Origin of the sequence: Paenibacillus chibensis (genome assembly GCF_004001045.1) — a bacterium.
In the GTDB taxonomy this organism is placed as follows: domain Bacteria; phylum Bacillota; class Bacilli; order Paenibacillales; family Paenibacillaceae; genus Paenibacillus_AQ; species Paenibacillus_AQ chibensis.
In genome coordinates, this window is sequence record NZ_BIMK01000023.1 from 19,776 (window position 1) to 40,587 (window position 20,812).

Consider the following 20,812-nt stretch of genomic DNA (forward strand, 5'->3'; position numbering starts at 1 on the left):
ATTCCCCGTTTATACTTCTTTTCGATCAAATATAAAATAACCCAGCGCAAAAAACAACACGCCGCTGGATAGCAGATAGAGCGACGTGGACCACAATTTGCCCGCCGCTACGGTCGGATGGATCCATAACATATGCCAATCGGTATAAGAAGCCGGCGAAAACGTCGACATGGCACCCAACAGAAAGGACGATATTTTTAGCGCCGCATATAGAACGATCGCAAAAACCATAAATCCTGTCGCGCTCTTGAACCATTGGGAGATAAATACGAATACGGCAGACAGTGCGACCATGGACACGAAAGCGGCCGCATAAGCTTTGAATACGCCCATTCCGGCCGCTAAGCTAAGCGCCGTGCCCGCGAAAACATTGCAAACGAGCGTAGCCGCTCCCAAGAGAACGAGCAATGCGCCAATGCCAGCAGCAAGGGCCGCTACCTTCGCGAAGAAAACTTTAAATCTGGTATTAGGCCGAAGAAAGGCCAGCTTTAAGGTGCGGGAAGCCGCTTCGTTCGGAAACAAATCGGCCGTCACGGTAAAGATGAAGAGCGGAATCCATGCCGACGTATAAATGCTTAACATTTGGATCGGAAAGGACTGACTGACGGCAACCAGCCCCAGGACCGGCTGCAGCGCATGCAGCGACACGGCGAGCAGCACCGGAAGCAGGAGCGAAAACGCAAAGAACGCGATGATTTTCTTGCGATGGACGAGCAGCGATAGCTCGTTGATCCATCCGGCTTTCCATCTAGACAACGGACTTCTCTCCTTTCCGGGATTCCAGTTCATGAATATAAAATTGTTCCAGCGACTGTCCGCCCGCAAGCAGATCCCTCACATCGCCTTCCCGTACCAATTGCCCTTCTACGATCACGCCTACCCGGTTGCACAGTTGCTCCAGCTCATGGATCATATGGCTGGAAATCAGGAACGTCGTTCCATGCTCTTCAGACAGCTGCTGAATGATCCGCCGAAACATGACCATGCCATCGATGTCGAGACCGTTCGTCGGTTCATCCAGAATGACAAGCTTCGGATTCGGCAAAATCGCCGCGGCAAGCGCCAGTTTCTGCTTCATGCCTGTCGAATAATGCTTGATTTTATCGTTGCGAACGGATATCAGGCCGACAGCCTCCAACACTTGCGTTATCCGATGCTCCGTCACGTCCGGATAGTAGCGTCTGACCATTTTCAGATATTGCCCGGCTGTAATAAAATCATGGAAATCCGCCGATTCGATCATGCAGCCGACATGCTGCATGCCTGCTTCGAAATGATCGATCAGATCCTGGCGAAATAGCGTGATTTTCCCTTCGTCCGGACGGATCAAACCGGTAACGAGCTTTAAAAAGGTCGTTTTACCCGCCCCGTTCGGTCCGAGCAGCCCATACACGTCACCGGCATTCAGCCGTAAGCTGATATTCCGGATTCCTCGTTGGTTACGGTAGGTTTTCGTAAGCTGAGACGTTTCCAGCATCGTATCCATCAGATGGTTTCCTCCTTCATCCATAGAGCAGCAGATAGGCGCTTCGGTTGCACGCTATCTGCTGCGGTAGATTTCCTGCGTTTATTTCACGGATTCCGTTTCACCATGCTTGCCGAACCGGTGATGCTCCAGCTGTTGAACCTTCTTCCCGGACAGATCGATCGTATCCGGCTTGGTCGTGTTGTAACCCGAAAGGTCGGCCTGCACGTGTACCACGATCTGGTGCGCAGCTCCGCTGGCATCTTTGCCGGAAATCGTAACGTCGGCTTCTTGATGCTGAATGTAGTTCGCTGCCGTTACGTCCGCTTGGAAGGAAACCTTCTCGATTTTGATATCCTGCGTCAACTTAGGGGCAGCTGCTTGAAGCGCATCCCGATTCAAAGGAAATTCATTCTTATCGCCGTCTTTCTGCTCCCCGTCGTGATCCTGGCTGGATACGTGCTTGATCACGATCGGTGCGATTGCGTTCACGACGGCAGGAATTTGAGTTTGATCGAGATTGGCCGAGATGGCCTTCGAGCCGTTCGATTTCGTATCCACCTCGACATAATCCTTCAGATTCCCAACCAGCGCATCGATCACCGTTTCGGCTTGCTGCGAAATTTGCGGATCGAATTTTTCTTTCTGATCCTTCTTGTTCTTGCCATGGCTGAGCTCCTGCTCAACATAATAAGTGTTGTCGTTACTGGATTTAAGAACGGCTTGATCCTTCAGCTTATAGAAGTCGACGGACTGCGCAGAGCCGTTCGTTTTCAGGTCTGCACTTCCGCTGGCGGTTTGCGTGTCAAGGCTGACCTTGAAGCTTCCTTCCGCACTTGCCAGCGTTTTGCCGTTGTCTTGTAAAGATGCCTGTGTCTGCACGGATACATTTTGCAGCGTTCCTGTGTTCTTCAAGGCGGATTTATAGGCGTCATATCCGGATGTGCTCGCAAATGCGCTGACTCCCGACGCAATCATCATGACGCTGCTGATTCCTACTGCGCCGCCTAGCATGGTCCATTTCTTCTTCATGTTCTACCTCCTGGTAACCTATGATTTTGGGGCTTGCAATAACTATGATAGGCGGCAGTGCTTATAACCTTGTGAAGCATTTATTAAATAATTATTAAATCAACGGCCATTCGCAAGGATTCGTCCATTAAAAAAGCAGCTGTCGCCGGACAGCTGCCCTTATCTCAGATTGGTTTCCACATGGATCTAAACGTTCGCCGTCCCCGCTCGCCTCATTCTTTCCGTGAACAGCAGAAGGACCATACCTTGGCCGTAAAGCGTCGGAAAGATGGGAACCTCATCGTATGCCTCGACGCTTTCAAGCACCGGCGTTCCGCCCGAGACGCCAAGAACAGCGCCGTCATCGCGGATGAGATCAAGCACGGCGGTCACGGTGCGATCCGCGCTTGAAGCTGCCGCCGATTCGTCCACCCATCCGGCTCGGGCTGCTTTATAGAGTCCGCAGGCGATGCCGGCAGAACCGGACGTCTCCTCGTAAAAACCGGGCCGATCGAGGACCGTCGGCCATAACCCGCTATCATTCTGGCAATGGATGAGCGCGTTGGCCAGGTGCGAGTAGCGGTCGCGCAGCTCATGGAGCAGCTCCGAATCGCTGCACAGCCCGCCGATTTCCTCGTAAATCATCGGAACGCCGAGAGCATTCCAGGCATTCGCGCGATTCCACCGGGCTGCCGACATCCAATCGCCGGAAATGCCGTTCCATCCATGAAAGAGCAGCCCCGTTTTCTCGTCCTGCAGTGCCCGAAAATGCAGCACCGCCTGGCGCATCGCGATCTCCGCGAGCTCCTCGTTTCCAGCCAACCGGGCTGTTCGAGCCAGAAAGAGGACCGCCATGAAGACCGTATCCGCCCATATCTGTCCGCTGAACGATGCGTCCTCCGTGACGGTATGCTCGAACACACCTTCATTCGTGCGGGTTGCTTGCGCGACGACCCATAACGCGATCTCCTCCGCCTTCTTCCTATAAAAATCCTTGCCCGTTGCGCGGTAGAGCTGCGGGAAGACTGCAAAGGGCGCGATTGAATTGACGACTTTCCGTTTCTCTGAATCACCAAGGTTGCGCTTCGTCCACATTTCAACGTCTAACATGACCTCCGGCGCTGATCCCGCTCCATATTCGGCCGCGGCAATCAGGCCGACGCCGGGATTCCAATCCCAGCGATCCCGGTTCATCGCCCAATCGGCCCAAGGATGGCTGCCCCAGCTCTCCGGGGCGCTATGCATCAAATAACGGTATACAAGCTCGGCTGCCGTTTCCAGTTCACTTAGCCTTAAACCAGTCATCATCCTGCTCCCTTATAAGTAATTATTGCGGTAATCGGTCGGTGTCAGTCCGAACTGTTTTTTGAACATTTCGCGAAAATGATCCTGATCCGAGTATCCGATCCGGTCGCAGATCTCGTAGATCCGGAAGGTCGGGTCTTTCAACAGCCGCTGTGCTTCCTCCATGCGCAGCTTCACGATCCAATGGCTGATCGTCAACCCGGTCACTTCTTTTACCAGCGCATTGACGTATTTCTCGCTCAAACCGACCTCTTGTGCCACGTCCGACAATGTCAATTCCTTGCTCACATAATTCGCACGAATGGCCTGGATGGCTTGCTCGACGAGCTTCTTCTTCTTAAGACTTCCCGACCACTCGACCGCGGGCAGCGTGTCTGCCAAATTCGGCATGTGATCCTTCAGCCGCTGTTCCAGAATTTCCCGACCGCGCCGTTCATCCCGTTCCTTGCTCAGCTCTGCAACGATCTTTACGAATACCCTCTCGATTTCCTCCGGATCAATGGGTTTCATAATGTATTCCAACACCTGCAGCTTAATGGCCTGCCGCGCAAATTCGAACTCGTTCAATCCCGATAAAATGATGCAGCGGATGTCCGGCTTGTGCGACCGAAACGCCTCGATCAGTTCGATTCCGTTCCCTTTCGGCATGCCGATATCGGTCAGGAGGAGATCCGGCGTCTCGCCGGACAACCATTCCAGCGCCTCCTCTCCGTTCTTCGCGAGCCCGACCAGCTCGATGCCGAGCCGTTTCCAATCGATAGAACGCGCCAGCGTCTCGCGGACGAGCTTGACATCTTCAGCGATCAACAATTTAAACATCGAGCGATTCCTCCTCAGGATCGATGGGGTATTGGAAACGAAGCGGGAGCACAGCTTCGACCTTAGTACCTTCGACAGCAGGCACATACCGCAGTCCAAAAGCCGTTCCGCAGTGCAATTGGATGCGCCGGTGAACGTTCAGCGTCCCGTAACCGCCCTCGGACGGAGAGTCCGCTGAGGAGGCCGCTGCCGCCTCTTCTTCCAGGGAATCCTTATCCCTAAGCGCCAAGTTGCGCTGCTCCGGATCGCACCCTTGGCCATTATCCTCGACTCGCAGAATCAGCTTATCCCCTTCTGCAAGAGCTGTGACTGTAATCCGGCAGTTGTCCGTACGTCCGGCGAAGCCATGGACGATCGCGTTTTCCGCAAGCGGTTGCAGAATGAAGTGCGGTATCACGGCGCGATATAATTCGGGCGGTATCCGATACTCCGCAGCAAGATCATCCTGCATCAGCTGCTGAATGTGAAGGTATGATTCGACCTGCTTGATCTCTCCTTCCAAAGAGATCCATGTCCGTCCCCGGTTCAGTCCGTATCGGAACACCTGCGCCAGCGAACGGACGATCGAGCTCGTTTCCCGGTCCCCGGCCAAGATGGCCCGGCAATTGATCAGGTCAAGCGTGTTGTATAGGAAATGCGGGTTGATCTGGGCATTCAGCAGCTCCAATTGCAGCTGGCGGCGTTCGATCTCCTCCGCAAAGCTTTTCTCGATCAGTCCGTGAAGTGTAACCAGCATGGACGCGAATTTTTCGTTCAGCGTTTCGACCTCGTGTATTCCTGACTTCAGCTTCGGCAGAGACTCGCGAAATGCCAGTACCTCAGGACGCTGCACGGCGTTGACGAGACGGGTGATCGGCACGGTCACCCTCACGACGATATGCCGCAGCCACAATCCAGCGATCAACACGGCCGCTGCCGCGGCCAAAGCCCCGATCACCGAGATGAGCAGCGTGTAACGACCGAAATGACTCTCTGGAACGGCGGTCAGAAGTCTCCAGCCGTTGTCCATCGTTTCGCATGTCACGCGATGCTTGGTACCGTCGATACGCGCTTCTGAGGAACTCCCGTTGCAAACGGCTTCCCGTACGTAAGGAAGGCCGCCGGCCGAATCCAAGAAAGCGTACTTTTCGCTGTAAATGACGCGCTCCTCTTCGTCCAGCAGCAGATGGAAGCCTGAAGTCAGGGCCGCGTTTGCGAACAGGCTGCGGATGCTTCCGGTATCCGCTCCAATCAAGACGGTACCGATCACGCGGCCGTCTTTGATGCTCTTTTTCTTCGTCGCGGAATAGATCATCGCTGCACCTGCGTGCCCGGTTCGCTGTCCCCACCAAACGTTGCGGCGCTCGCCTTCCAGCAATGCAAGGTACCAGGGCTCCTGCTGTAAATCCGTTGATTTGAAAATCCCCGTCACGGGATCGAAATGGTCGGTCGCGAGCGGATACAAACCGCTTTCCGGCTCCAGCGCGACCGCGACGACGTAGGTTTGCTGTACGAAGCTGCCGGAATCCGCATCGTTGAGCAGCGACAAGAGCGAAAGATTCTGCAAATTGGTCTGCAGCGTGAAGAAATCATCTATGGCTTCGTAGGGTTCTGCATGTTTCGTTTCGAGCAAATTTTCGATGGACTGATTCGACAGCAGGAATGCGGCCATATTGTTCATCGTGTCGAGTTGGTATTCCAGGTTGCGGTATACGAACTTCATCGACTGTTCCGCCATTTGACGGCTATGGTCGTTCTGCATGCGGATTACGATATAGCTTGCGGAAACCGCGAACAGAGCGATAACCGTAACGATCAACGCAAACACCGGCAAGCTGATCCGAGCCAGCAAACTGGAATGGCGTTCTTTATGCCGCATGACCTCCCCCTCCGTTCTACGGCTCTCGAATCGGAAATGCCCTTCCCGCCATGGATTGGAATTTCCGCGGCGCATAAGCGCAAATCTCGTACTTAGGTTTTTCCCCTTTCAGGCATGGATTTCCTGCACGAGAAATCGAGCTTAACTGCGGCCTAATAGATGGCGATCAGAACGGCAAAGGCAGCAGGTGGTTTCAAAAAACGTCCTGTCGATGGCCGAGGAACGGTTTCGAGGAACGAGAAAGCACCTTCCCGATCCCCGGACAACGTCCGGTGGCGCCGGGAAGGTCAGGCAGCTTCAAACGTTTTACTTGCCCGATTTTTTCTGGAATGAGGCTTCAAGCTCCGTCAGGATTTGATCGCCTCCCTGCGCCTTCCATTTCTCCGTGAATTCATCGAATTTCTTGATATCTCCGCCCATGATAATTTGCGTGAACACCGAATCGCGCATCGTGTTCAGCTCCGTCAGCTTGGCAAGCTTGGTCGGCGAATCCAGGTAATTGGAAGCATCCGTAATTTGGTGTTCGTTGTTGATGGCGACGCCAAGCGCTTCGGAGAAGCGCAGCGGCAGCGATTCGAGATAGCGCGGCCAGCCCTTCAAACCGGGTGCGAACAGGTAGCTTTGCGTGCCCCTGAAATTTCCGTTTGCATCCTGCTGGGTTTTCGGATCCACAAGTTCGGTGTTCGTTTTCAATTTGCCGTCCACAATATTGTAATCCTGGCCTTCGATACCCCAGACGGTCAGCATCTGGTTTTCTTCGGACAAGGAATCCTCGATGATGGACAGTACCCGCTTCGGATCTTTTGTTTTCGCGCTTATAGCGTTCATTTGTGAGAACGGAGCGCCCATCGGTGCGACTGCGCTTCCGTCCGTTCCAACCAACGATCCGGTCAAGGCCAAGTATTTGAACGGTTCTTCAGCTTGGTTCGGCAGGGAGCCATCCTTCGCCAGCTTGCCGCTCTTGATCAATTCGTTGGTCTCGATCTGCGTGTCGTAATCGCTGGCGGTCGACCACCAGCCCATCCAGGAGAAAACCTTGCCGCTGAATATTTTTGCGCGCAGCTGCTCTTCCTTAATCGTCGAAAATTCCTTGTCGATGAGACCTTCCCGGTACATGTTCTGCAGAAACAGCAGCGCGTCCCGCATCCGCGGATCGATATCGTAATTGCTGAATTTCCCATCTGTTTCCGTGAAAAATCCGGGTGTGACGCCAAAGGCTCCGAACACGTTGTCGAACGAATTGTTCGCGAACTTGACTTGGCCGATCTGGGACGTGTATCCGCCAAGCGGAATGACGTCCGGATGCTGCTCCTTCACTTTTTTCAGCACGGCATAATATTCATCCAGCGTCTTCGGTACGGAGGCGCCGGCCTGATCCAGATCATCCTTGCGCATGACCAGATCCCAGCGGTATCCGGCCCCCGGACCGCCTTGATACGGAATGCCATAGATCCGTCCATTGACCTTTGCCTGCTCGAATACCTCCTGGGGCACTTCCTTCCAAATGTTCGGCGTGTCTTTTTCGTTAATCATATCCGTTAAGTCGACGAAGGCTCCTTGCTGGGCGTACTTCTGGAAATCGTCGGCGAAATCGATTTTCGTCACATCCGGAATGTCACTGCTTGCCATTTTCAGATTCAGCTTCGTCTTATACTGTTGAACGTCCACCATCTCAGGAATGATCTTGATGTTCAACTTCGCCTCGATCGCCTGCTTGACTGCGTCCTTCGCCGGATCATACGGCAGCGAAATGTCTTGAGCCTTCAGCCACTTCAATTCATAAGCTGATGCCACGGTATCCGTTTCAGTTGCCTCCGTTGTTTTTCCGGAATCGGAAGTATTTTTGACCTCCTCAGTTTCTTTAGCGCTGCCGCAGCCCGCTAGCGTAAGCGTTCCCATTAAAAAGACCGCGAGTACGCCGTATCCCCAGGTTTTCAATGATTTTGACATCTTTCGTCTCCCCCTGAATCTATCATTTGTTTTCATTCTATCCTTTGACTGAGCCGATGAGCATCCCTTGTTCGAAATACTTCTGAACGAACGGATACAGGATCATCATCGGCAGCGCCACAATAACGATGGCCGCCATTTGTATGCCGATCGTCGGAGGCGGCGTCCTTCCCGCTGCTTCAAGCAGCTCCGGCGGCAGACTCGAACTGGCGATAATCGTCCGCAGTACGAGCTGCACCGGGGCTTTATGCCAATCCGTTACGTAGAGAAGCGCATTGAAGAAATCGTTCCAATACGTCACCAGATACATGAGACCGATCGAAGCGATGACGGGCATCGACATCGGAAGGACGACCGATCTTAGCGTCCGAAGCTCGGAGGCGCCATCGATGGCCGCGGATTCCTTCAGGCTGTCGGGAATGCCTTCAAAGAACGTTTTCATAATGATCATGTTGAACGCGCTGTAGGCCATGACCAGAATAAGAACATAATTGGTATTCAACAACCCTAGATTTTTGATCGTGATGTATGTCGGGATCAGACCTCCTTTGAACAGCATCGTGAACAGGAAGATCAGGACCAGGAATCGCCTGCCGGGGAGCTTCTTCTCCGCCAGCGCATAAGCCGCCGTGGCGGTGAGCAGCAGGGAGAGCAGTATTCCCGCCGCCGCGTTTCGAAGCGTCACACCGTACGCGTTATAAATGAGAGAGCCCTTCTTGAGCAAATAAGCGTAATAATCGAAGCTGATGGATGACGGAAACAGCACAAGACCGTTTTTCTCACTAAAAACCGAGTACGGGGTTACCGATACGCTGAGCACATACCAGAACGGAATGACGATAATAATGGTAATAAGCGACAACATGACGTAGTTGGCCCCGATGAATACGGATTCGCCTCGAGTGTGCTTCACGTTATTAATCTCCTTTGTCAGAAAATGCCGGAATCGTTGATGCGCTTCGCGATCTGATTGGCAATCAGGACCATGACGAAACCGATGATGCCCTTGATGACGTCGGCCGCAGCGGCAAGGCTGAGGCTGAACTGCTCGATTCCGACCCGGTAGATGTACGTATCAAGAATGTCGCCGACTTCGAATACCATCGGATTGTATAAGTTGAGCACTTGATCCAGACCTGCGCTCATCAAGTAGCCCACCCGCAAAATGAAGATGACGATGATCGTTCCGGAAATGCCAGGCAGCGTCACGTGCAATATGCGCCGAAATCGACTGGCTCCGTCCATGACCGCTGCCTCGTACACTTCGGGATTAAGACCCGCGATGGCAGCCAGGTAAATGATTGCAGCCCATCCCATCTCCTTCATGGCGTCGGTGAAGACGAGGATCGTCCGGAAATACGCGGGGTCGACGAGCAGGTAGACGGGCTTGCCTCCGAACCATTCCACGATCTTGTTGATCACCCCGGTTTCCGGAGACAGCAGCAGGGTGATGATGCCGCCATACACAACCCAGGATACGAATCGCGGCAAGTACACCGCGGTTTGCAGCGATTTTTTAAACCATTTGGTCTGAATTTCGTTGAGTGACAGGGCAAGCAGTATGGGGCAGACAAAGCCGCTGATCATCTTGTACAGGCTGATAATCAATGTATTGCGAAAAGCGTTTCGGAACATTTCCGAATCGAACAGCTCACGAAAATGCGTGAGGCCAACCCATTGGCTCGCCCCAAAACCTTGAATGACGTTGTAATCCATGAATGCGATGCTGATTCCGTACAGCGGCAGGTAATCGAACAAGATCACCCAAGCCAGCGCGGGCACCAGCAAGGCGTACAACCACTTGTATTTCCACATCCTCCTTAGCAGACGCGCTTGCGACCTCTTCACATCGGCGGTGATGGTTTCAGTAACGATTTCCATCCTTCCCTCCTCCCTCCTTTTCTTAATCACCAAAAACGGGGCAAGACCGTACCGGATTCGTAACCCTCGCAAAACCAATCGGAGGGATTATGGCTTGCAATCGTACGGTAGTTTGATCTGATAGATGAATCTTTTCTATTGACCTCGGCGTCTTTTTGAAAGTGCTTACATATGTAAGATTACTTAAAATCCTTCCCTCTGAAAACCGGGATGAAGGATGATATTCCCGGGTAAAAGTCCGATTTATTCCGCTAACCCAAACACGGTTTATCGCTAAGGGTGAAGGCAGGTATAGCCCATAAAAGGCTAAAAAGCCGTCAGTGATGCACCAACGGCTTGATTCGAACGAGAACTATGGCTGGAGAACGATCCAATCATGGGCGCCATCCAGGTTTATTTTCTGGCTTGGATTAACGTAAACCAATTCGTGTCTCCGTTAAAATTCCCGTAGATCCGATACACCGGCTGATAGAAGCCTTTGGTATCGTACATATGCGTCAGTTCGATCCGCGTGATATCGAGCCTGTCACCTTGACGGATGACCAGCTGATCGTGTGTAAGCCGCGCATTTCGTTTGATGAGGGGAAAATCCCCTTCCCGGATTCGTTCATAGGCTTCCGCAGGGGTCAGAATCGGCACGTCACGCACGTATTGATGTTTACGGAGCCCGTACGATAACGAACTCAAGCGCCCATCTTGCTTAAGGGTCAGCGAAATTTCTCCCGTCCAATAATCTTGGCTTATCCGATCCGTATCCGGCAAAGACCAGTGGAATTCTCCGCCCTCCCCCTTCTCCGCTTCGGCCTTCTGGGGTAGGAGCCCCAGCTTGGACATGATGGTTTGCGCCTGCTTCAGTGTCGGCTGCCTCCCATCCGTCCGGTTAAACGTAGGTTGGGGCTCAGGGTCGGCTCCCTTCTCGTACAGCGTCGCGTTCCCATCGAATGTAACATACAGGGAATACTGCGATCCGGCTTCGTCAGCCAAAAGGACCTCACGTTCGCCGTTTTCCTTTCGTTCGTCCTGCACGGTCAAACCCAATGTTTGCATCAGCTGGGGCTGGATCGCGTCCGTATGAATGATTCGTTTGTATACGGGCGCAACCGAAGGTGCGGCACCGGGCTGCAAGGCGGTCGTCACACGGACACCGGACATATTCCATTTCGCATACGCGTTGATGGCCAGATTACCGAACTCCTGGCGGGCATAAACGATGTTCGCTATGATCAGAATCATAACCACGAGAAAAGGTATGGCCAGGTTCGCGAATAAAATTCTCAAACGAATTCTTTTATCGCGAATGATGGAAGTTACAAGCCTGTTAAGCTGATATCCAATGATTCCGCCAAGGGTGTTGTTGATGATATCGTCCATCTCGAACAATCCCGACCCTGTCAGCGTTTGATAGGTCTCAATACTTAACGTCGCACCCGCAGCGACAAGAATCAGCCATTTGAAGGTTCGGAATTTCGGATGGATCCATGGCAATAAAACGCCCATGGGAACAAACATGAGGATGTTAAAAATGCCATTTTGAAGATCGCGCAAAGAGTGTTTATGCCAGGCTTCCATGTAACTGCTCAGAGGCCGAAGATCCATCTGCAGGTAATGCGATGTACCGCGGCCGAACATAGTCAGCTCCAGCACGAAAACGATGTATCCAATGAGAATCGCCCCAAGCACCAGCTGCTTTACCGGCGGTGGGGTCTTCCCTTTCGGCTTCGATTTTTGAATATAAAGCCAATAACATATCGCGATGCCAATGAATTCGATGCCGATGATCGCAATGACCGGTAGCAGTAAATAACGCAGATTCTGATAAATTTCCATGATCCCCAAATCCGAGATCCTCCTTATGCCTGGTTTCGAGCGTGACGCTGTGTACGAAATGGAGTATAATCTGAAAATCCTGCCGCATCCTATCGAATTTACTTACGTGAATCTTACAACGATGTAAGAGTCGGCAGAGCATTCTGAATGGCAAGCAAAAAAGGAGTTCATCGAAGAACTCCTTTTTGCGTCCATTCGTGCTTGGACCGGCACTACACTTGCTCGAAAGACACCGTGGATCTGATATGGGTCGTTACGGAAATACCTTGAAGTTATCGAAATGGGTATGCTTGTTAGCTGTTCGGACACCGGCCTTACCGTGCGTGAACGGGGTCAAGCTGGTATCCGTGTAATCGATTTTCGGTTGGTCCATATCCTCGACATAGACTTTGATATTGGTCCCCTTCGCTACGACTTTCATATGGTACCAGGTATCCGTCTTATACGTTTGAGTCGTGCTTGTGAGAAATGTCCAGCTATAGTTCATCTTGCCGAGGTTGACCCCGCTTGTCGTCAAATAAGCGTAATATCCCTGGAATGCATCATAGTTGTTCTGTCCCCGCTCCGTGCCATGGGAAGGATTGGATACTCTGACGAGCAGGCCGCCATCGCCTCCGGAATCGATCATTTTAACGTCGGCTTCAACCGTGTAATCTGCCCAATCGGCATCTCCGATCGTCGACTTGGCGGGGCCGGAACCTCCTGAGCTGTACTCACCGTTCTCTACGGCCCATGTGCCTTCAAAGCGGCTCCAGCCGTCGTCGTTGCCATCGTTGAAATCATCGCTGATGGATGCGACCTCCGCGCTCTTATGGAACGTCATCCGCGAGAAGTCGGCTTCGCCTTTGACGAACTCCACTTTAAGCTCGCGCTGTCCGGCGTTCAGATACACTCCTTTTTTCGTTACGGTTCGCCAGTTATCCCATCCCCCCGTACTCGGCACATCAATGATCCCGCTGACGTCCGCCGATCCGTCCCACAGCCGGATTTGCACGCCGCTCATCGTCGTGGCCATACGGAAGTCGATATCGTAATAACCGCTCGACTCCACATTCACTTTGTATTTGTACCATTCACCCGTTTGATTCCAGCCCAGGTTAAACAGCCCTTCACTATTGAGACGAATGTCTCCCGCATCCGTACGGTACGCGCCGCCAATATTGCTGGCGGTCGTGTCATGATAGGCGACTCCCTCGCCTCCTTTCATGTAGTGAACCGCTTCGATCGTGCCTGGGAGCGGTTTGTAAGCATCCCATGCGCTGCTTCCATTCACATCATTGCTGAAAGCGACAAAGCCGAAATCCGCATGCGTATCCTCCGTCTGAACGCCGATCTTGCCCCCGCCCAAGTTGGCGGAGCGTTTTCCTTTAAGCATGCCGTCCACATAATACTTAAACGTTGTTCCGGATTTCTCGATGCGGATGCTATGCCATTTTGAATAATCGAAGCCTGCCGGCAGGTCGAAGGTTTGCCACGCTTGATCGATCCCATTCACCCGAAAAGATGTCGCCAGACGGTTGTTTTTCGAGCTCAGCATGGCCACGCCGTAATTGTTCTCGTCGGTATACGAGAAGGTGGCGCCAAATCTCGGACTTACGGAAGCGCCACGCTTCATCTCCTTCATATTGAATTCGGCCGTGTAGTCAGATGCACTCGCTGCTGCCGAGAGTTGTTTATGCCAGGTCGTATCGCCGATCGCATCCTGCCACATCAGCTCTTGATTGTAAATGCCCCAATGTCCGCCGTTGACATTGCTCCATCCGCCGCCGATCGAAGCGCGGTCGAAATAATCATAAAATGTGGGCATGGCCGGATCAGGCTGCGGGGTGGTCGTTGGACCCTGAACAATCATTTTATCGTTGTTCCATACGATGCGGTCCATGTTCAGATGGCGCAGCGGACCGATGATGCCCGGTCCCTCCAGATTGTGGTACACGATGTAATGCGTGTCGAGGTTAGGCCCGATCACGACCGTGTTATGGCCAAGCCCGACGGTCGGCCCTTCGGTGCTGATCAACGCCGGGTTCAAGCTGTCGGCCGCGTATCCGGACCTAGGGCCCGTCGTGCTGACGGCATAATCGATCCGGTAGCCTTTGCTGAACACATGATTTCCGGTATAGGTCATGTAATATTTGCCGTCCCGTTTGAACACGGTTGCCCCTTCAGTCCAGCCTCCCATGCCGACCCCGGTCGACGAGCTCGTGCCAATCGATATCGGACTGCTCATCGGGGCGGCATCAATGCGCCCCTGTCCGGCATGGTAAAAGCTGAATGATCCGTCATCGTCGATAAACACATGGCCGTCGATCGTTTTGCCAAGATTGCCGGTAACGACGTTGAAGGGTCCGGTCGGGCTCGTGCTGCTGAGGATGTAATGTCCTTTGCCAGCCGGCGAAGTGTACATATAGAACATGCCGTTCCAATAGATAACCTCCGGCGCGTAGGCACCATGCGTAATCGGATCGGTTGCCGCCAAACCGCGGTACGACCAATTCACCATGTCGCGCGAACTCCACACCTTGACGCCGTCGTCGGTATCTCTCGTGCTGACGTAAAGATAGTAGTAACCGTTAAACTTCAGAACATAGGGATCACCTAGTCCGTATTGCTCCCATTCATCCGGAAGCGATCTGGGGTTTTGATAGGTGGAGGTTTCCGCCGGTAAGGAACTCATCAATGTAAATGTAACCGCTAACAGGAACAGCCATCGCATGGTTTTCATTTAGAAATTACCTCCCTGCACATTTTAAAAAGTTCTTATTCTGTGGCGGATTCATTTCGTGTCATTTCAGTTCTTTACGCCTTCTTTTAATTGATATTCGCTCGCTTATTAAGACTGGATCAAGGCTGGAGCGAGTCCGTGCCCTTCGACGGCAAGAGCCAAAAGACGGATGCTCTTTTGGCTCTTGGGAAATGGGGCGGCGTGTCATGCCATATTGATCTGTTTGATTTTTTCGGTCGGGAATTTCGGGGTACGGTCTTCATTCAAGAGTCCATTGATCTCCTGCTGAACATCGGTGAGCTGTGTGTAACAGTAGCCGACAATGGATTCGGCGTTCTTGATCGCTTTAGTCAATCCTTCGAACCGCTCCAGGTATTCCTCTTCGGTTGAGACTTGACGGCCGTAACCCCAGCCTTTGTCGGACTGGAAGGCAATGCCGCCGTACTCGCTGATGATGATTGGCTGCCCCCGGTACGCGTATCCTTCTGCAAAGGCATACTTCCATTGGTTGCAGGTCGTTTCGCCATTCAAGATGGCCTCAAGATTCGAATACCGTTTCATGAACCCCTCTCCGGTCTCGACGTAATCATGTATTGTCAAGATATCGGATACGGTATGTTCCCACCCATCGTTGGTGATCACCGGCCGATACGGGTCAATCGCTTTGGTCAAATGATAAATGCCTTCGGTGAATTTCTGCTGTCTCGCATCCCGCTGAATTGATGAAATACCCCAAGACTCATTGAAGGGAACCCATGTAATGATGCTGGGATGGTTGTACTGCTGCCCGACGATCTCCAGCCATTCTTTGGTGAAGGTCTCGACCGCCAGGTCATGAAACTCGAATGTCGCGGCCATTTCGGACCATACAAGCAGTCCTTTTACGTCGCACCAGTAGAGGAAGCGGGCGTCTTCAATCTTCATATGCTTCCGAACGCCGTTATAGCCCAGCTCCAGCATGTTGTCGATATCTTCAATCAGAGCTTCCTCGCTCTGCGGCGTCAAATGACTGTCCGTCCAATATCCCTGGTCCAGAATCAATCGCTGATAGATTGGCACATTGTTCAGAAGGACCTTGCCTTTTTCGATCGAAATCTTCCGCATCCCGAAATAGGAAAATACACGGTCGACCACCTGATCGCCTGAGGTGAGGACGAATTCGACGTCGTACAGGTTCGGATGCTGCGGAGACCAGAGGCATTTTTTCCATGGCCCGTTGGCTTCGTGAATGAGGTCGACTTCCACGGTCAGGCAGGGACGGTCGATCTTCAAGCCGACCTGCTTTACGGGCTTGCCTTTCAGCGTGACGATCGCTTCCAGCCTCAAGTCCCCTGACGATTCCACCCCGTTCACTTGGTAATCAAAACGGACGATGGAACGGTCGATATCCGGCGTGATTTTGACCGATTCCAACCGCTGCTCTTCCACATATTCGAGCCATACCGTCTGCCAAATCCCCGTCGATTGGACATAGAAGCACTCGAAATTGTCCTTCGTCCAGCGCTGTTTGCCCCGAGGCTGGGTACAGCTGCTGCTGTCCTCTGCCTTCACCGTTATGCGGTTGTCTTCGCCAAAGACCACGTACGGCGTGATATCGACGGAAAAAGCCGCATAGCCTCCCCGGTGCGTTCCGGCCATGGCGCCGTTCACCCACACTTTGGCCGCATGGTCCACCGCTTGAAAATGCAGAATCACCCGCTTGCCCGCAGACTCCGCCTTGATCGGAACCATCTTGTCGTACCATACATAAGGATGAAATTCTTCGACGCCGATTCCGCTCATCCGAGTCTCATACGTAAAGGGGACTTGGATCTGATGCGTTGCCGCAAAGGTCTCCGGCCACCCCTCTTCTTCGCCTTTGTTCATGTCGTCGAACCGGAAGTTCCATTCCCCGTTCAAGTTCGTCCATTCCTTGCGCACGAATTGCGGCCTTGGGTAATCCTTGGTGTAAGCTTTGGTCGTCATTTCGATCCTCCTGTAACCTTCGATGTCTTGATTTCAACGGCATAAACGGATGTTTTGCGCAGTGGATATCCACTCTCCCAATCCGCAGCCGGAACGGAACGGGTTGTACACCGGATGTGCTCCGGATCGAATACCGAATTGATGTCCTCAAAGGACGATCCCGTAATCTCATACAAGACCGTGTCCCCGGAAGACTCGAACGATTGCAGCGCAAGCTTGGCCGTTACGTCCTGCAGGCTCCGGTTCACAATCAGCAGCGTGACGATGCTTCCATCCTCGTTGACGCCGGCGGCCACGTCCAAATCCGGAACCGCATCGAGCCCGATGTGCGTCTGTTTCGGCGACTGCACGGCAAAGGTGCCGCACTCCGCATCGACCGGCAGCATCCGCCGGATATCCCGGTTGGCATACAGCTTTAACACTTCATAGGTCGGTGTTCCGTAGACGGTAAGCGGCTTGCCGCTCCATCCCGGCTTCTTGCCGCGAAACTGATCGGCATAATAATCGCCCACGCGGATGCACCCGCCAAGCCATCCGTTCACTAGGTCGGAGAAGCTGCCGATCTGCACCATATCGCTGCCGCGAAGCATTTCGTTCAGGTTGGCGGCGTTGGCCACGGCGGCCCCCAGCGTGTGCTCATCCGGGAGTCCCTTACGGACCGTGTTCGGAAAGTACATGGTGTTGTACTCGGTGACGGCGAGCTTCACATGGCTGTGCTTCGGATTTGCGTTGATCAGTTCCGCCGCCTGCCGGATATCTTCGCGAGTCCATTCCGGGAACGTCGCGATGGCCTTATACCGTTCCTCCGCCGGTGTATCGCGGTTCATCCCGAAACGTCCGAATCCATGATATAAGTGCATCGTCAAATAGTCGATCTGCTCGCCGGCGATCTCGAGCACCGGCTTGTTCCATGCCGGATCGGTATGCCCGCAGGCCAAGATGACGATGGAAGGGTCAATCGCCTTCATCGCAAGCGCGAACGTTTTGCAGCGCTCGGCGAAGCGGTCGGCGGAACAGGTTCCCACCTGCCAGTCGCCCCAAACCTCGTTGCCGATCTCCCAGTACCGTACGTTATGCGGCTCGGGATGACCGTTCGCTGCCCGTAAGGCTCCCATCGGCGTGTCGATGCTTCCGTTGCAGTATTCGACCCACCGCGCTGCTTCCGCGGCCATTCCGGAACCGTCGTTGACGCAGATGAGCGGCTCCACCTGCAGCTCTTGGCAAAACCGGATAAATTCGTCCGTGCCGAAGTATTTACTGGTCCAACCGCCCCACGCTTCGTTATACATGACGGGCCGCTCCAGGACGGGGCCGATGCCATGTTCCCAGTGGTACGCGCTGATGTAGTTCCCCGCCAGCCTCATCATCCCCGCATTCAGGGGACGGGTCATGTCGATGACCTCGCGTCTGACCATTCCGACACTGTCTTCGGGAAGCAGAGATACATGGTCCAGCCACAGCATGCCGGTGGATACATGATCCTTCCAGCGGGGATGCTCTTCCGGAACGACGATGCGAAGCTCCGCATCGGCACAGCTTCGCGAAACGGTCAGGCTTGCTTCGTACGTCCGCCAATCGTGGCTGTTCAAATCGATGCGTACACGGCCAAGAAGTTCACCGGTCCGGCGGTCTACGGCTTCGGCATCCACGTAGCGGAGCTCAATGGAAGCGCGGGCCACGATCCGGACCGTATAAACCATTGGCCCTTTCAAGGCCGTCGTCTGCGCAATACCGGCATACGCCTCATCATCGCTCATGATCCGGATGCGCTGGGCGCGGCCGGAGTGCCGAAGAGCTGGTGCCTCCAGCGCATACTGCGTGTTTCTGCCGTTCGTATGAGCGAACCAGCGTCCCGATACCGCGGTCTCACCGGATTTCTCGCTCTCGAAATCCATGTCCTGTAATGGAAACGCCAGCATGGCTTCCATATGGTCGCGGATGTCCTCCACGAAATGCCCGAACAGAAAAGGTTGAATTGTATGCTCGCTGGGACGGCTGCAGTCGACGGTGATCTTTGCATGCGTTGCATTCGTTGTATTCGTAGCGTTCGTTTGCACAATGTACCTCCATGAATAAGATCTTAAAAATCGTTGTCGAACCCGTTGTCTGACAGGATCTCTACCCCTTGATGGAGCCAATCATGACACCTTTTACGAAATGACGCTGCACAAACGGATACATGATCAAAATCGGCAAGCTGGAGATCATAATGACCGCGTACTTAATGCTTTCGGCGAGCAGCACCTTATTCTCCAGACCGACGTTAGCGTCGACGGCATCGCTCTGGCTGATCAGCAATATTTCTCTTAGCACCAGTTGAAGCGGATATTTTGCTTCATTACGGATGTAGATCAAGGAATTAAAATAAGAGTTCCAATGCCCGACGGCATAAAACAACACCATCACGGCCAGGATGGGCTTGGATAACGGTAAAATGATGTTCAGCAGCAACCGCCAGTTGGAACAGCCGTCGATATGGGCGGCTTCCTGCAGTTCCCATGGGATGCTGGTTTGAAAGTACGTCCGCATCACGATCAGATTATACGTCGCGATCGCCCCGGGAATGATCAAAGCCCACATCGTATCGAGCAGACCCAGATTTTTGACGAGCAGATACGAAGGAATAAGCCCGCCTCCGAAAAACATGGTAAGCGTTATGAGGACCATGAGCACTTTGCGACCTGGAAGATCCGGTCTTGATAACGGATACGCCGCTAACACGGTCATGACAATGTTGACGACTGTACCCACTACCGTATAAATGATCGTGTTGGTGTAGCCCGTCCAGATCTTCCCGTTATGCAGAATGTTCGTGTAAGCCTCGAAAGTTATGTTTTTAGGCAGCAGCCAGACCTCACCGCTCAATACTTTCGCCGGATCGCTGAATGAAGCGCTGACCACGAAAATGAGCGGATATAACACGATCACGATAATGAGTGTAGCAATGGTATAGATGACGGCGTCGAATATCTTTTCATCCGACGATCGGCTTATGGAAGCTTGTTTCGGCATGCTCATTTTCCTCCTTTACCATAAGCTGGTCTCCGATACTTTGCGCGCGAACCGGTTAACAAGCAGCAGCAATATTAGATTGATAACCGAATTAAACAATCCGATCGCCGCCGTATAACTGTACTCGCCTTTGAGAATACCGGTTGTATACACAAACGTGGATATCACGTCGCTTGATTCAATATTCAAATTATTTTGCATGAGCAGGATCTTCTCGAAACCGATGTCCATGAAATGGCCGATATCCAGGATGAGCATAATGACAATGACGGGCACGATGCCCGGCAAGGAAATATGCCACACGCGCCGCAGCCTGGAAGCTCCGTCCATCTTAGCCGCTTCATACAGCTGCGGATTTACTCCGCTGAGCGCCGCGATGTAGATGATCGATTGCCACCCCATGTTCTGCCATATGTTCGAACCGATGAAAATAGTCTTGAACCAACCGGCTTCCTCCAGAAAACGGATCGGCGAACCGCCTAGCGCTTCGATGAACGAATTGATCGGACCCGTGGTAGGCGAGAGGAAAACGTTCAGAATGCCGACGATAACAACGACGGAAATAAAATGCGGAATGAACGTTATGTTTTGCAGTACTTTGCTGAAGGTCTTACTACGAATCTCATTGACAATCAATGCTAGCAGAATTGAAATCGGGAATGCGATAAGCAGCGAGAACAGGTTAATCGATAACGTGTTCCAGAGCAGCCTCCAGAAATAAAACGATTCGAAAAATCGCACAAAGTGATCGAAACCGACCCAACTGCTGCCGATGATCCCCTTGGCCGGATTGAAGTTTTTAAAAGCAATTTGCAGTCCGTACATCGGACCGTAATGAAAAATCAAATACCAGGCGACGGGCAGCAGGAGCATAACATACAGGTCTAACCGTTTAGCCATCTGTTTCCATACGCGGCCCCGCCGCCCCGGGATATTCCGGGACGGCGCAGCATTTGCGCGGACTTGAGCGCTTTTCATAAGCATCTACTCCTAACGA

The 20,812-nt window shown here is 52.9% G+C and carries 15 protein-coding genes; all 15 read right to left on the minus strand.

What is annotated here, in order from left to right; all coding sequences use genetic code 11:
• Positions 1-9: 9 nt before the first annotated feature.
• The 15 genes from PCH05_RS17715 to PCH05_RS17785 all read right to left on the minus strand — a co-directional run bounded on the left by PCH05_RS17715 (position 10) and on the right by PCH05_RS17785 (position 20,793).
• A complete protein-coding gene (locus PCH05_RS17715; RefSeq protein WP_127604260.1) occupies positions 10-756 on the minus strand; it encodes an ABC transporter permease subunit in 747 nt (248 codons plus the stop codon).
• On the minus strand, positions 749-1,486 hold the full coding sequence (locus tag PCH05_RS17720) for an ABC transporter ATP-binding protein (RefSeq protein WP_127604262.1): 738 nt from the start codon (positions 1,484-1,486) through the stop codon (positions 749-751). The genes PCH05_RS17715 and PCH05_RS17720 overlap by 8 nt, the downstream gene beginning before the upstream one ends.
• An 81-nt stretch (positions 1,487-1,567) precedes the next feature.
• Positions 1,568-2,497 carry a hypothetical protein gene (locus PCH05_RS17725; protein WP_127604264.1) on the minus strand — a complete coding sequence of 310 codons (930 nt, stop codon included), beginning with the start codon at positions 2,495-2,497 and terminating at the stop codon, positions 1,568-1,570.
• Positions 2,498-2,683: 186 nt separating this feature from the next.
• Positions 2,684-3,781 (minus strand): glycoside hydrolase family 88 protein, encoded by a 1,098-nt coding sequence (locus PCH05_RS17730; RefSeq protein WP_164766696.1) that lies wholly within the window; start codon positions 3,779-3,781, stop codon positions 2,684-2,686.
• Positions 3,782-3,793: 12 nt separating this feature from the next.
• Complete coding sequence (locus tag PCH05_RS17735) at positions 3,794-4,600, minus strand: response regulator transcription factor (protein WP_164766697.1); 807 nt, start codon at positions 4,598-4,600, stop codon at positions 3,794-3,796.
• The gene (locus PCH05_RS17740; protein ID WP_164766698.1) at positions 4,593-6,458 is read right to left on the minus strand and encodes a cache domain-containing sensor histidine kinase; all 1,866 of its coding nucleotides are present in this window, start codon (positions 6,456-6,458) and stop codon (positions 4,593-4,595) included. Before PCH05_RS17740 ends, PCH05_RS17735 begins: the two co-directional genes overlap by 8 nt.
• A 306-nt stretch (positions 6,459-6,764) precedes the next feature.
• The gene (locus PCH05_RS17745; protein ID WP_164766699.1) at positions 6,765-8,408 is read right to left on the minus strand and encodes an extracellular solute-binding protein; all 1,644 of its coding nucleotides are present in this window, start codon (positions 8,406-8,408) and stop codon (positions 6,765-6,767) included.
• Between the two features lie 37 nt (positions 8,409-8,445).
• The gene (locus PCH05_RS17750; RefSeq protein WP_127604274.1) at positions 8,446-9,321 is read right to left on the minus strand and encodes a carbohydrate ABC transporter permease; all 876 of its coding nucleotides are present in this window, start codon (positions 9,319-9,321) and stop codon (positions 8,446-8,448) included.
• Positions 9,322-9,338: 17 nt separating this feature from the next.
• Positions 9,339-10,289, minus strand: coding sequence for an ABC transporter permease (locus PCH05_RS17755; RefSeq protein WP_127604276.1), 951 nt, complete (start codon positions 10,287-10,289; stop codon positions 9,339-9,341).
• 393 nt (positions 10,290-10,682) lie between these two features.
• Positions 10,683-12,116 (minus strand): VanZ family protein, encoded by a 1,434-nt coding sequence (locus PCH05_RS17760; protein WP_246049720.1) that lies wholly within the window; start codon positions 12,114-12,116, stop codon positions 10,683-10,685.
• Positions 12,117-12,369: 253 nt separating this feature from the next.
• Entirely contained in the window at positions 12,370-14,838 is a 2,469-nt protein-coding gene (locus PCH05_RS17765; RefSeq protein WP_246049703.1) for a family 43 glycosylhydrolase, read from the minus strand.
• Positions 14,839-15,042: 204 nt separating this feature from the next.
• Positions 15,043-16,803 carry a glycoside hydrolase family 2 protein gene (locus tag PCH05_RS17770; RefSeq protein WP_127604281.1) on the minus strand — a complete coding sequence of 587 codons (1,761 nt, stop codon included), beginning with the start codon at positions 16,801-16,803 and terminating at the stop codon, positions 15,043-15,045.
• The gene (locus tag PCH05_RS17775) at positions 16,800-18,860 is read right to left on the minus strand and encodes an alpha-L-arabinofuranosidase family protein (protein WP_127604283.1); all 2,061 of its coding nucleotides are present in this window, start codon (positions 18,858-18,860) and stop codon (positions 16,800-16,802) included. Before PCH05_RS17775 ends, PCH05_RS17770 begins: the two co-directional genes overlap by 4 nt.
• Before the next feature lie 61 nt (positions 18,861-18,921).
• Positions 18,922-19,815 (minus strand): carbohydrate ABC transporter permease, encoded by an 894-nt coding sequence (locus tag PCH05_RS17780; RefSeq protein ID WP_127604285.1) that lies wholly within the window; start codon positions 19,813-19,815, stop codon positions 18,922-18,924.
• A gap of 15 nt (positions 19,816-19,830) precedes the next feature.
• Positions 19,831-20,793, minus strand: coding sequence for an ABC transporter permease (locus tag PCH05_RS17785; RefSeq protein ID WP_127604287.1), 963 nt, complete (start codon positions 20,791-20,793; stop codon positions 19,831-19,833).
• Positions 20,794-20,812 lie beyond the last annotated feature (19 nt).